Source organism: Alteromonas sp. CyTr2 (genome assembly GCF_947311905.1).
Taxonomy (GTDB): Bacteria; Pseudomonadota; Gammaproteobacteria; order Enterobacterales; family Alteromonadaceae; genus Alteromonas; species Alteromonas macleodii.
In genome coordinates this window covers 96,269-109,644 of record NZ_CAMZMZ010000002.1, presented here as the reverse complement: position 1 = coordinate 109,644, position 13,376 = coordinate 96,269, and the positions used below count along the sequence as shown (strand labels likewise).

Here is a 13,376-nt window from a genome sequence, read left to right as displayed (position 1 = left end):
AAAGGAGAAATGATGAAGAAGTTAACACTTGCCTTGGCCGCTGCGCTGTCTTTAAGCACCGCTAACGCCGCAGATTATGTGATTGATAGCAAAGGCGCCCACGCGTCTATCAACTTTAAAATTCAACACTTGGGCTACTCGTGGCTTACTGGTCGCTTCAACGATTTTAAAGGTACTTTTAGTTACGACGACGCAGCACCTAGTGCAGCAAAAATTTTGGTGACTATCGATACCGACAGTATCGACTCAAACCACGCAGAGCGTGACAAGCACCTTAAGAGCGACGATTTCTTAAACGTTGACGACTTTCCAGAGGCGAAGTTTGTCAGCACAAAAATTGTCGATAAAGGCAATGGCATGATGGATGTAATGGGTGACTTCACGCTTCATGGTGTAACAAAGCCTATTACAATTGAAGCCAAAAAGATTGGCGAAGGCAAAGACCCATGGGGCGGCTATCGTGCAGGCTTTATGGGCACAACGACGATTGCACTTAAAGATTATGGCATCGACTATGATTTAGGCCCAGCGTCGCAAACGGTAGAATTAGAGCTTCACGTTGAAGGCGTGAAACAATAGCTATTTACATTTAGTCCCAGCGAACTAAATTTATGATTTAAGAAAGCCCCAAACATGGGGCTTTTTTTACATGTGGTTAGTGAAGCTTCAGCTTAGGGCTGATGGCCTGACTTAACTTCTTCACAAGGAGCTTTAGAGCACCTTTAATTTTTCCGTGTACTGCAAACTGGTGCATATTATACAAAGAAACGTAAACCAACTTAGCTAGACGCCCTTCAATGAACATACTGCTGTTTGACAGTGAGCCCATTAAGCTTCCAACAGTGCTGTATTTACTTAAGTGAACCAAGGATCCATAGTCCTTGTAAGTAAAATCTTTCGTGTCTTTTTGATTAAATAACGACGTTATATTATGCGCAACAATATCCGCCATTTGGTGGGCAGACTGCGCTCGAGGCGGCACCCACTTCCCATTTTCCTGCTGGAAACCGCAGCAATCGCCTAGCACCCAAATATTCTTATGAGATGAACTGCGAAGCTGCTTATCAACAAGAATTTGATTGGCTCTGTTCGTTTCAAAAAGCGCAAGCTTTGTTATGAAGTCCGGTGCTTTCACCCCCGCAGCCCACACCATTAAATCAGCGTCAATCCGACCACCGTCTTTTGTGATCAGCCCTTTCGCGTCGGCTTCTGCCACCATGGTTTGCTCTTTAATATCTACGCCCAACTTATGCAGCGCTTTTCTTGCAGAGTTTGCTATACGCTCAGGTAGCGCAGGCAATATACGCTCTCCCGCTTCTACGATCGTAATCTTAAGACGAGAAGCTGACATGTCTGGCATTCCGTACGCCTTGGACAAATTCGCCACATGGTGAAGTTGAGCGGCTAGCTCAGTACCTGTTGCTCCTGCCCCGACAATAGCGACATCAATTCTGGCGTCTTTATCTTCTTGCTGATTGATGCGGATTAGTTGATTAAGAAGCGCTCTGTGAAAACGTTCAGCTTGCTTTAACGAGTCAAGAAAGTAGCAATGCTCAGCAACGCCAGGTGTGCCAAAGTCGTTACTCACGCTGCCAACCGCCAGCACTAACTGGTCATAATGAATCTCGCGTTCAGGCAAAACCTGAGTCCCTTCTTCGTCAATTAAAGGCGACAAAGTTATGGTTTGCGCTTGCGCGTTAAGCGAGCACATTTCACCTAATTGAAAGCGGTAGTGGTGAGCTGCAGCGTGGATGGCGTAGTCCACACCGTCTGAATGCTTATCAATTACACCGGCGGCCACTTCGTGTAATAGCGGCTTCCAGATATGGGTTCGACTGCGGTCGACGAGGGTAATTTCGGCTTGTTTCTTTCTCCCGAGGGTGCGGCTTAAGCGACTGGCTAATTCAAGACCACCAGCACCGCCACCAACAATTACTATTTTTTGCATGGGTATACCTATTAACAATCATTCCACGTATGTCGCCTGACCTTTCCAAGCGCTATACATGGCGTGACTGAGACCCATGCTGATGCCTACAGACTACGCCTGATGCCGCTGGGGTACAAGCAAATCACGGCAATAGTCTGTATTTTCAAGATTAATAATTATCTATTACGGTTGCTTATTTGAATCTATAACGTGAACGATGCCGTTATCATGAAGTTTCGAGGCCGCCCAGGAAAATATCGAGGGCCTGTGAAGCTAGTAAAATCGGCGCGTTCAGCGTAGTCCGTATCAAATACGTTGTTAACCCGCACATACAATGTAACGTCTTCGTTCACGCTGTAGCGTACACGCGCATGTACCAAGTCATGCCCCTCGTACTCGTTGAGATTTTCAGCGTCGGTGAAATAGCTCGAAACATGCTGCCACTCTAGCTGCGTTTGTACCTTGCTCGACATCTCAAAGCTTAAACGAGCGTTAAACTGAAGCTTTGGCGCAGTATCAATATCATTACCTTTAATGTCTTGTTCACCTGAGAGCTGACTGTGCTCGTAGGTATGCCTTGCGTATGTACCAGCAAAATCTAAGCGCAGTATATCGCTTAACGGTTGGTCAAAAGTAAGCTCTACGCCTCTATGCCACGTTTCGCCGTTGCTTACGTTGAAAAAGTCGCTGTCGCGGTAAATCACATTATCTTTTTGTAGGCTGTAAAGGCTAAGCGTATAGCTGCCGTCAAATAGTGTACCTGTAACGCCCATCTCGATATTATCGGCCGTTACCGAGTCAAGATCAGTAACAGTCTGTGCACGCTGCAAACGATACAGCTCTGTTGCCTGAGGCGCGCGATAGCCTCTTGCGATGCCGCCAAATAACTGTGTTTGAGGATTAAGTTGATAACGAAGTGAAAGCTTCGGACTAAAGTTATCAAAATCATTTTCGCTGTCTGCTGGTCTGGAATATCTGCAGCCGCCAAAACCGCACTGTGTGCCATCTTCGCGTACACGACCAACATTCATATTGTTGGTGTAGTCGTATTGCATAGACTCAAAGCGCCCGCCGACAGAAATAGCCCAACGCTCAGCTTGCCAATTAAAGGTAAAGAAAGGCGCAAATAGCGTGGCATCTACATCATAATCATAGTGTTTACCTGCAGGAATGGTTTCAACCAAAAAGGCTGACCCTTCTGTGGCGCTGTCTTGTGACTGGGTTAATTCACCTTCTGTGTATTCTACGTCTAATCCTATATCTGCACTTAGGCTGTCATTAATGACGTAATGGAACTGAGAAAGCACACCCACGCCTTTTTGGGCATTCGTTTCAAGGGGTTTGCCTGGAAGAAAATGCATTCTAAAACGCATGTCCTGGTTGCGTAAGTAAGGTGTAATCGACAGTGCATGACCACCGCTAAAGCTTGTATCGAACTTGCTCCATAGCCTAAAACTTTCTGCTTTTCGAAACGCTTCGGGGTTTGGGTTGCTTTTGGCTATTTGTGTATTTTTGTAGCTTTCAAACCCTTCGATGTAGCCGGCAGTTTCTTGGTCCAGATGGGTATAGGTAAGGCCGCTCGTGATAACCGTGCTGCCCCACTCTAGCCTGTGGCGAAGCGAGACTTTCTCTTGGTCAACGCCCTCTTCATTTCGATATCCTGTATCTCTGGTAACACTGGCAGCAATACCCACGCCGCTGCGACCAAAGTCTTTCCCTTCTTTAAGCTTTACGCGATGAAACCCATAAGACCCGTAATCAACGCTAAGCTCTCCGTCGCCTTGGGTTGTGTCAGGGGTAATCACATTAATCACACCATGTATCGCATTAGAGCCATAAAGCGCTGACGCAGGGCCTTTTATCACGTCAATACGCTGTGCAATTTCACCGTGTGCTTCAAACAGCTCGTTAATATTGCAAAAACCTGCTGCGCGCAACGCAATACCATCTTCTGCTGCTAAAATTCCGCCGCACGCTCCAGCGCCGGTTAACACTGGCGAACGAAGGGCAGGTAAATACTCTTGCCCATTGCCCCGCTGTACGCCGGCCCCCCCAATGTAATTCAGCGACTCTTGGATATGTTGAAATGAAAGCAGCGAAAGCGTTTCTTCTGAAATAGACGACACTGCATAACCGGAAGCATTCATATTTCCCTGTATACGAGAAGACGTGGTTTCAATTCTTTCTATTTCATTGGTTTGTTGAGCGATGGCTGCATGCGATAGCAGAGACACAGCTAGCAACGACAGAGGAAAGCTTGGGGCAAAGCGCATTATCTATCCTTATGATGACAAAATGTTTTTTTAGCAACTGATGCTAGTGTATCGTTAATTTAGGCAAGAATGGGTTAAAACTCGCTAAACTGTTGCGGCATTTTGACCATTACGTCATATCTCTGATTTAAGCGTTGGCGTAGACTTTGCAGTTCGCAGACTTTACTGTCACAACACAAGTCTTAGTTTTATACATTAATACTAATTTACGTGTATCTAACGCATATAGACTGGCAGTACGTTAGTAGATTGCAGCAATGGGTTAATCACTCTTTGCCTGAAGTAAGAACACCAAACTTTGTTCGCTGGAGGAACCATTGGACACACTTATTCCTAGTCTTTCACAGCTTATCGAATTCGCTGTTGCCCCCGTATTTTTACTTACCGGTATTGCGGGCTTCCTCAATGTTATGTCGTCTCGGCTGGGCCGAATATCAGACAGGGTGAGGGTGGCGGAAAGACAGATTCATACTCTATCAGACCCGCATATTGTCGATCGCTCAAAAAAAGAAATTAAGGTGCTATGGCGCAGAGTAAAAGTGATTAACTGGGCGATTGGGCTGTGTGTCGCCGCTGGACTGATGGTGTGTACCGTCATTATGGCGCTGTTTTCTGGGTCTCTATGGGTTGTCGATTTAAAAACACCAGTCATCGTACTATTCATACTGGCTATGATGTTTCTAATCAGTGCGCTTATTGTCTTTCTGGTTGAAGTAAAACTTGCGACTAACACCATAAATATGGTCAGAACCATTCGTTAGCCACGTATCGACAACGGCTTGCTCGCTGGCGTTCAATTGATCCCATCAGCGACACACCAAAAAGGCGGATAGAGCGTAATGTTTACCTTCTCTATCCGCCTACTTATTTTTAGGGTGTCGCGATTGGCTTAGTTTTGAAACTAACATTCATATGCAAAGAAGCAACGTTGCCTCAATGTTTGCCATACTATCGACTACTCGTCCTCAGCGAGTGTATCTAATACAGAAAACAGAACGTTAGCGCCGATTCGCGACACTTCTTGGTCGTACTTGTTCTCTACGTTAACGCCTTCTTGACCGCCAGCCAAATCACTAATAGCTCGAACAATAATCCAGTCAACGTCGTTAACGGTACATACTTGACCTATTGCGGCTGACTCCATCTCAGTTACTTCGGCATTGAACACGTCTCTTGTCCACTTTCGATACTCGCGGTTATCCATAAAGACAGACCCGGTAATACCATTTCCGCCTACAAAGAGCTCGGCATCCCGCTCACCAAGCACGCGCTGCGTTGGCATAGTGCTCATAGCTTGTTTCGCCGCAGTTAAAAGACGCGGTGTCGCGCTGAAATAGGCGGTATCTTGTGGTTTATCCATCCCCTCTTTCACAATAAGCACTTCGTCAGGATGAATGAAGTGAAAGGGCTTATATTTTGGTGTGTGAGGATCTTTAGCGCGGCGTTCATCTTGCTCTTCAATGAACTTTGCATAATATTCAGGCAGTATGTATTCCCCCGGAGCATTCGGATCTTCATTGGTGTACACACTCTCATCATGGTAGTACCAACGCGCCGGAACAATGACGTCACCCGGTTGCCATTTTGGGTTAACCGCTCCCGCAATCCCCATGTAAACCACTTGCTTAACCGGAAAGTAATCCAACGCCATCTGCATAGTCATAGCAGCGTTTGCAATGCTCATTCCAGTAGCGAATATTAATATTGGCTCGTCGTGATAGGTACCTATGCGATACGTAACGCCTTTGATGGTTGTGGTTGTGTGAATGGATGCATTGGGATCTTGCTCAATACGATTAAGGATACCCTGCATTTCGGGTGCGTAGGCTACGGTAACAGCAGTAAACGCAGGCTGTGAGAACGCGGCGGGCCCGTATGAAGCGCCATCGGACGTTTTAGTAGAAGTACAACCGCCCATCCACGAGGTGGAGAGCAGAACAATAATCATCAAAGTAAACTGTTTCATTCGCGATTCTCAGCTGCATAGTTAGTGAATAGTTAAACTAGCACTTTAATCGGGCAAAGAAACGCTGAATTTCAATAATTTACCATTTAAAAACATAAAGAAAACATCTTTAAAACAAGGCGAGCTCCAAAATTAATTTTAGCTAAAAATGCGAAGAGAATGCATAACTTTCCAATGTAAGCATTGCGTAAAGACCTGCTTCAAAAGCGTTCATCAACGTTAAAATACGGTAGAATTCGACTATTTCCGTCGTTAATTTGCTACAAATGAACAGTCAAAATACTGCGGCCAATAAAAAGGATTAACTAAGCGCCATGAATACTAAATTACTTCGCTCTCTTCAGGTTTTTGTTGCAGTAACAGATAGCGGTAGCATGAGTGTAGCTGCGAGAGAGCTGCACATGACTGTCTCTGCTATTAGTCAGCAGTTAAGAAAGCTAGAACACGATATCGGCCTTAGCCTTTTTAACCGAAATACCCGAAGTTTGAGCCTAACGGAAGCAGGGCGCATCTATTACGAAACCAGTAAGCAAATGCTACAAAACGCAGAACTTGCCCAGCAAAAAATTGAAAGTCTGCAGGATGATCCCACAGGTAAAATAAACATCATCGCGCCGGAGGGTTTTGGCGGAGGACTGTTAAGCGAGCCACTGAAAAAGCTTTGTGAAGAATTTCCTAAAATAACTATTTCTTTAACCGTAACTGACGAGCCTAAAGACATTATCGCTTCCAGTGCCGATCTTGTTCTTTGCTTCGCCCCAGTCTCAGATACAAATTTCAGCAGTTTGGTACTCGCGACCTGGAAGCGCATTTTATGTGTCTCTGCAGACCATCCACTTGCAAACGAAACTCTGACTTCGCCTGAAGCGCTTAACGCGCATACATACATTGCTCACAGACATATTGAAGAATACGTCATGAAGCACGAAAGCGAAGGCGAGTATGAATTGGATACACAACGCATTGATGTCAACTCAATGCAGACATTGATTAAACTTACTCAAGATAGTGTTGGCTATGCGGTTCTTCCCGAACCAGAAGTGAGACATCTATTAAAGTCTGGTGAAATGAAGCAGCTCTTCACTGACTGGGAGTTACCAGATTATACGGTTTATGCGGTTACACCGAAAAGGGAGCTAATGCCTGCAAAAATCGGCGCAGCAATTACATGTCTTCAAGATTTATTTGCGCAAATTTAGTCGTTAAACAGCGCACAAGAACCCCATCGCACATAAAAAATGCGACGTTATACCAGTGTGCATAGGTCATTACCAAAAAGGCAGCGTAAATACGCTGCCTTTCTTATTTAACTTGGCTTCTTTGAAATTAGAAGCGAGTGTTCATTTGAACACTTAGAATGTGCGCAGTAGCTGACTGTGTGCCTGAGAAGTTAGTGGTAAAGTCAGTACCAGGAAGAACATTGCTTAGAATCGTTCTATCTTTGTCGATATTCGCTTCACGGCCATCTATGAATACGTAAGCCACGTCTATTGATGTATCTTCGCTAACCGTGTAAGTCATACCACCAGAGAACCAATGACGGTCAGTATCTGGGATACTTAGTGAGCGGTTTTCTACCGATACCACACCGTCATCATAAGCATAGCCAGCACGAAGGGTAATTTCATCGTTTAGGATGTAAGTTACACCAAGCGCTGCACGCCATGAGTCGTCGAAATTCTCTTCTTTAATTAGGAAATCGATGCCGTCTTCTAGGTTAGCTTCAAGCTTCTCAAACGTACTCCAGTCAGTGAAAGTAACACTTGCTTGTACAGACCACTGATTGTCAATTTTTTGATCAATCGCTAGCTCTGTAATCGCAGCAAGGTTCAAATCTAGACTACCAGGCTGGTTTAAGTTGATAGGAAACACTGGCGTCTCTGAAGATACCGCGCCTTCTAGTTCTAGTTTCGTTTCTGCACGGTATGAAAGCGCAACATTAGTCATATCCGTTGGTTGCCAGAAAATACCGGCGTTCCAACCATAGCCCCAATCGTCACCTTCCATGCTAAACAGTGAATTGCCAGGAGTAAGCGTAGGTAATGTAATACCTAACGCTTCTGCTGTTGGCGCTAGGCCTGCAACAGTGCCCGCTAGCGTGTTTGATACGCCAGAACCAATTTCAGCTTCAGCGTAAGTGATGTTTAAACCAAAACCTACCATAAGCTGCTTATTCACTTTATAAGATACAGCAGGGTTTAGGGTTACCGTTTTTACTTCAGCTGTGTCAGCAAAATGCAGCGCACCAAAATCATCAGAGTAATCTGAACGAAGACCGTAGGTTGTGAATACACCTACACCAGCAGATAGCTTTTCATTAATTGGGCTTACATAAAAGAATCCTGGAACAAAAGCAGTATCTGCAATGTTGTCTTCTGCTGCTGGCATAGGTTGGCCAACTGGGGCTTCGCCTAACGCATAGCTAACATCACCATCGATATCTACGTTCGGATCGATAAAGCTTACTGATGCACTGAACTCAGCTTCTTTAAATACACCAATCGCTGCAGGGTTAGTTGCTAAAATGGAGGCATTCTCTGGCTTAGCCGCTTGACCAGCCATGGCACGGCCTAGACCGTTTGCACTGTGTTCATTAACTTGGAAACCAGCTGCCAGCGCAGAAGAAGAGGCTAAGGTAGCAAGCGCTAAGCAAACTGAGGCACGTAAAGAAAACTGTTGCTTCATAAGATACTCATTGTAAAAGGGGAAAATTGCATCGGGCATTCTACGGATCTGAGTACTTTTGTTCAATGCAAGTAAACGCCATTTACGCACTTTTATCGCATTTTTTACAATTATAGCTACAACTTCGACGCATTTATAAACAACTTTGATAAAACGACGTTAACAAAAGATCTCAATCTTGTTAACGCCATTTTAATTAACTATCACTAACACCTATTGGAAATGCAAAAAGGTTTCACTCAAATTTATAAACAAGCTGTGTTATAGGTTGTGTTTATGTCTATAACCCCCACCCTATTTTAAACAGCGCAGATGTAACCGTGTTTAGCGATGCGCTTTTACATTCGATAAGACGTCGACCATTTGTGCTTGTAACAGGAGGACACCATGTCAACATACAAAGCAATTACACTCGTTAATCGCCCCCATGACAGAAAAATTGGGCCACATTTATTTGAAAGCAAAGAGCTCGAAATTCCCACGCCTAAAGACGGTCAAATTTTGATAAAGCAAACTCACATGTCTTTAGACCCTGCGATGTTAGGTTGGATGAGTGAAGACAGAGAGAGTTATATTCCACCTGTGGAGCTTGGCGATGTAATGCGCTCAAGCGGTGTGGGCGAAGTGGTTGAGTCTAACAACCCTAATTTTTCGGTAGGCGACAAAGTTATGGGAATGACTGGCTGGAGTGAATATGTGCTCAGTGACGGTTCTGGTTTTAACAAACTTCAGCCTGGCATTACTGAGGAAATGGCCCTTTGTGTTTTTGCACTACCAGGCCTAACGGCCACAACAGGTTTATATAATTTTGGCCAGCCCAAAGAAGGTGAGACACTTATTGTTACGGGTGCAGCAGGTTCTGTAGGCTCAATTGTAGGTCAGCTTGCTAAAGCAGACGGGCTGCGTGTAATTGGCGTAGTAGGAAGCGAAGACAAAGCCGATTGGATTGTTAACGAGCTTGGGTTTGATGGCGCTATAAACTACAAAACCGACAATTTAGAAGAAAAGTTAGCCGAACTAACACCAAATAAAATAGACGTCTTCTTTGAAAATACGGGCGGTCCTATTCAGCAGCACATTTTTAACAGAATGAATGCCCATGGCCGAATTGTGGTATGTGGAATGATTGCCGATTACCAGTCTGAAAAGCCGTCACCGGGCCCGAACTGGATCCCGCTGATTAAAAAGCGAATTAACATTCGCGGTTTTGCTATGCCTGATCACTGGGGTGAAATCCCACAACTACTGCAAAAGCTTTCGCCTTATGTTCAACAAGGTAAAATCAAGTACCGTGCACACACTGTGGAAGGCTTAGAGAACGCCGAGAAAGGCCTAAATATGTTATTTGAAGGCAAGAACACCGGCAAGATGATTGTGAAGCTGTAAGCCAATCGTGAAAAAAAAGCGCAGTGTTAGGCTAAGCACTGCGCCTGATTTAATACAAACTGGGCTTTGCCTTTTTCTTTTGCTTCGTAAAGTGCTTTATCTGCTTCGTCAATAAGGCAATCGATTGACATGTTCTCGGCCGACTTGGCAAACACCACACCAATGGAACAACTCATTAAAGGATGCTTTGCATCTTGAGCATGTTCTAATGCGACTTCTGTCCACTTATTCAAGAGTGCATCACAGTGCTTCTCAACTTGTTCTTTCTGAATGTCGCTCAATACAACAATAAACTCTTCGCCACCGTACCGACCTAATATGTCTGTCTCTCGCTTAAAGACCTGCTTCATAATGCGGGCTTGTATTTTTATGGCTTCATCACCCTGCTGATGACCAAAACAGTCGTTATATTTTTTAAAATCATCTAAGTCGAGCATCATCACAGCCATCGACACTTTATGACGCTTACTCAACGCCAACAGTTTTTCACTCTGCTCTCGTAACGCACGCCGATTCAATAAATCAGATAAGGGGTCAAATTTGCTAAGTTTAAGTAGCCTGTCATTGGTTTCTTTTAACATGCGTACGCTGCGATCTAACCGATAACGGGCATAGACACAAATAAACAAAGACCCAGATACAAATGCCATTGAAATTGGAACTCTGTCACCATAAACCGGCGCAACCCACATTAACCCCAAAAAACCCAGAATGTTGATGACGTTGGCTGCTAGCGCTAATTTAAAGGCAATACCCAGCGCAAACACACAGAAGAAAGCATATAAAATTGTGCCCTCGTAGGGGAAAATGAAGCTGTGCTCTTCCCAGCAAACCCATATTAACCAGTAGTTGCTGTAAGAAAGCGCAATAAGTAACCCTGCGAAAATGTAGGCTCGATGCTGAATGAACCTGCGCCAGAAGGAGAGTACAACAACGACGAGTATAATAGGGAATTGAAGAAGTAAGCGATCGAATATGTACAGCTCGTACATGCTGCTTGGTAGTAGCATCAAGTCAGCAGCCATAAAGGCAAGCACAAGTACAGCACCAATGATCAGCGCAATTCTCAGCCGAAGTAGCTCGCGGGGTTTATTGATTTGCACACGCCACCTTAAGCAATAAGTTACTGTTAAAGCATTTATATATTAGCCCATGGTGAAATCACCCACGGGCTCTTACAACTTCAAATTACTGAGGCTGCATCACTTTAACTATTATCAGTGACTTCCTGATTAAGCGCCAGTTTTGACAAACTTTCTTGCAGTGCCTCAACGGTGACAGGTTTGGTAACGATGTCGTCCATCCCTGCTTCTTTAAATGACACGTGCCGCTCTTTGAATGCTTCGGCGGTAAGTCCTATAACTGGGGTTTTGCTAAGCTCTCCATCAAGCTTTCGAATGCGTTTTGTCGCTTCAATGCCGTCCATCACTGGCATGTGCACATCCATGAAAACAACATCAATACCGCCCTCTTCTACTCGTGCAGCGGCTTTCAGTCCATTATCAACGTGCTCAACATCACATTTCAGCTGTTCTAAGAGTGCCTGTGCTACCACAGCATTAATGGCATTATCTTCAGCCAACAGAACTTTAATACCTTCTGGTAAGCTAGCGCGCTCTGCTTGTCGCACGGAACCCGAATCGGCCGACGACTCCACCACGCGACGACTCTGCACCTTGGCGGTAACGGTGAAACATGAACCTTCACCGACTTTGCTCACCACCTTAATATCACCACCTAATATTTGTGCAAGCTGCTTTGCAATAGCAAGACCTAGCCCAGTGCCACCGTATTTACGCGTAATTGATGAATCGGACTGCGTAAACTTATCAAAAATATGCTCGAGTCTGTCTGGCTCAATACCAATACCGGTATCTTTAACCGCAATTACCAAATGGTTCTCGCTCACGGTATCCTGTGAAGGCTGTTTGAGTTTGGCGGAAATAGTCACCGTGCCCTTATGAGTAAACTTAATTGCGTTACTCACCAAGTTAATGATTATCTGGCGTAACTTCGTAATATCACTGGTTACTGCCACCGATTGCATGTTCTTACTTTTGTAAACCAAACGCGTACTATTGGCGCTAGCATTGGTACCCAGTAGCGTAATAAGGTCATTCAGCATTGCGTCAAGATCGAACTCTGTAACGTCAACTTCTGACATACCTGATTCAATTTTTGAGAGATCCAGAACATCGTTGATAACGGTCGCTAGAATAGACGCCGATGATTTCAAATCGCTGGCATACTGATGCTGTTTATCCGACAGTTGCGTATCAAGAAGTAGCGTTGCTAATCCCTGAATACCGTTCAGTGGGGTGCGAATTTCATGACTCATTACTGCAAGAAAATCCGTTTTTGCGCGGTTTGCTTGCTGAGCTTGAGCAACGTATTGCTCTATTTCACCAGACATTGCCTCAACGTCTCGCGCTAAACTACCTAACTCGTCGTTTTGCTGTAAGTCTATACTGACCTTCTTATGGTCAACCGCAATGCGACTTGCTGCTGATTTTATTTTTTCGATAGGAGAAACAACAAACACCTGTGTGACTCTTCCCATAAGCAAACTGACAATAACGACAGCAAATAGCGTCACTAATGACGTTAGCCACGCAATAGTAGATAGGAAAGATTGCAGTGCGTCAGCAGGCTGTAATACGGTAACTTTCCAATTCCATGGCGCAAATTCCGCACACGCAAATAACACGTCAGCATCGTTAATATTCGACTCACCAAAGGCGACCTTACGACTGGCAATGGTTGCGATTGTCGCATCTTCGACATTAGGAACCACAGTGTGCTCCATCGTACTAAACACCACAGTATCGGCACTCTTGTCACTGATCGCAAAGTGGCGGTCGGTGGCTTGCTGCAACGACTTTAGCTCTTCAAACACTTCCTTTTGATAGGCCTCGCGAAACACAGGCACATTCTCTAGGCCCGACTCAATAAGCAGTTCACGTCTTTCGTCAATGATCTCTAAAACGTTTAATGTAAGCGTCTGAGTGAGGAGCTGATATTCTCTTTCGCGTACTGAATCGTACGCCGTCAAATAAGCCCAATACCCAGTAAGTGCCATACCAATTAATAAAATTGGAATGTAGATAACCAGCAGTTTCGATTTAATCCGCATACT

General features: G+C 44.8%; 10 protein-coding genes. 4 read left to right on the top strand and 6 right to left on the bottom strand.

The features are described 5' to 3' along the window. Nucleotides 1-12: 12 nt before the first annotated feature. A complete protein-coding gene (locus tag QME20_RS01890) occupies nucleotides 13-579 on the top strand; it encodes a YceI family protein (RefSeq protein WP_281715338.1) in 567 nt (188 codons plus the stop codon). A gap of 76 nt (nucleotides 580-655) precedes the next feature. On the opposite strand, the gene QME20_RS01885 is transcribed toward QME20_RS01890, so the two are convergent. Continuing rightward, nucleotides 656-1,948 carry an NAD(P)/FAD-dependent oxidoreductase gene (locus QME20_RS01885; RefSeq protein ID WP_014951193.1) on the bottom strand — a complete coding sequence of 431 codons (1,293 nt, stop codon included), beginning with the start codon at nucleotides 1,946-1,948 and terminating at the stop codon, nucleotides 656-658. 185 nt (nucleotides 1,949-2,133) lie between these two features. Further along, entirely contained in the window at nucleotides 2,134-4,203 is a 2,070-nt protein-coding gene (locus QME20_RS01880) for a TonB-dependent receptor (protein WP_187446369.1), read from the bottom strand. Between the two features lie 317 nt (nucleotides 4,204-4,520). Here QME20_RS01880 and QME20_RS01875 point away from each other — a divergent pair, with 317 nt between their 5' ends. Further along, entirely contained in the window at nucleotides 4,521-4,964 is a 444-nt protein-coding gene (locus QME20_RS01875; RefSeq protein ID WP_014951195.1) for a DUF2721 domain-containing protein, read from the top strand. 194 nt (nucleotides 4,965-5,158) lie between these two features. Here the strand turns inward: QME20_RS01875 and QME20_RS01870 are convergent, their stop codons facing one another. Further along, the gene (locus QME20_RS01870) at nucleotides 5,159-6,169 is read right to left on the bottom strand and encodes a 5'-methylthioadenosine/S-adenosylhomocysteine nucleosidase (protein WP_049585588.1); all 1,011 of its coding nucleotides are present in this window, start codon (nucleotides 6,167-6,169) and stop codon (nucleotides 5,159-5,161) included. A 314-nt stretch (nucleotides 6,170-6,483) separates the two neighbouring features. Between QME20_RS01870 and QME20_RS01865 the strand changes: the two genes are divergently transcribed. Continuing rightward, complete coding sequence (locus QME20_RS01865) at nucleotides 6,484-7,368, top strand: LysR family transcriptional regulator (protein WP_239244154.1); 885 nt, start codon at nucleotides 6,484-6,486, stop codon at nucleotides 7,366-7,368. 127 nt (nucleotides 7,369-7,495) lie between these two features. On the opposite strand, the gene QME20_RS01860 is transcribed toward QME20_RS01865, so the two are convergent. Then, nucleotides 7,496-8,854, bottom strand: a complete 1,359-nt coding sequence (locus QME20_RS01860; protein ID WP_014951198.1) for an outer membrane protein transport protein — start codon at nucleotides 8,852-8,854, stop codon at nucleotides 7,496-7,498. A gap of 387 nt (nucleotides 8,855-9,241) precedes the next feature. Here QME20_RS01860 and QME20_RS01855 point away from each other — a divergent pair, with 387 nt between their 5' ends. Further along, on the top strand, nucleotides 9,242-10,240 hold the full coding sequence (locus QME20_RS01855; RefSeq protein WP_061096130.1) for an NADP-dependent oxidoreductase: 999 nt from the start codon (nucleotides 9,242-9,244) through the stop codon (nucleotides 10,238-10,240). A gap of 26 nt (nucleotides 10,241-10,266) precedes the next feature. Here the strand turns inward: QME20_RS01855 and QME20_RS01850 are convergent, their stop codons facing one another. Together QME20_RS01850 and QME20_RS01845 are read right to left on the bottom strand one after the other, a co-directional pair. Further along, nucleotides 10,267-11,343 carry a GGDEF domain-containing protein gene (locus tag QME20_RS01850; RefSeq protein WP_156078988.1) on the bottom strand — a complete coding sequence of 359 codons (1,077 nt, stop codon included), beginning with the start codon at nucleotides 11,341-11,343 and terminating at the stop codon, nucleotides 10,267-10,269. 104 nt (nucleotides 11,344-11,447) lie between these two features. Beyond that, complete coding sequence (locus tag QME20_RS01845) at nucleotides 11,448-13,373, bottom strand: ATP-binding protein (RefSeq protein ID WP_281715337.1); 1,926 nt, start codon at nucleotides 13,371-13,373, stop codon at nucleotides 11,448-11,450. Nucleotides 13,374-13,376 lie beyond the last annotated feature (3 nt).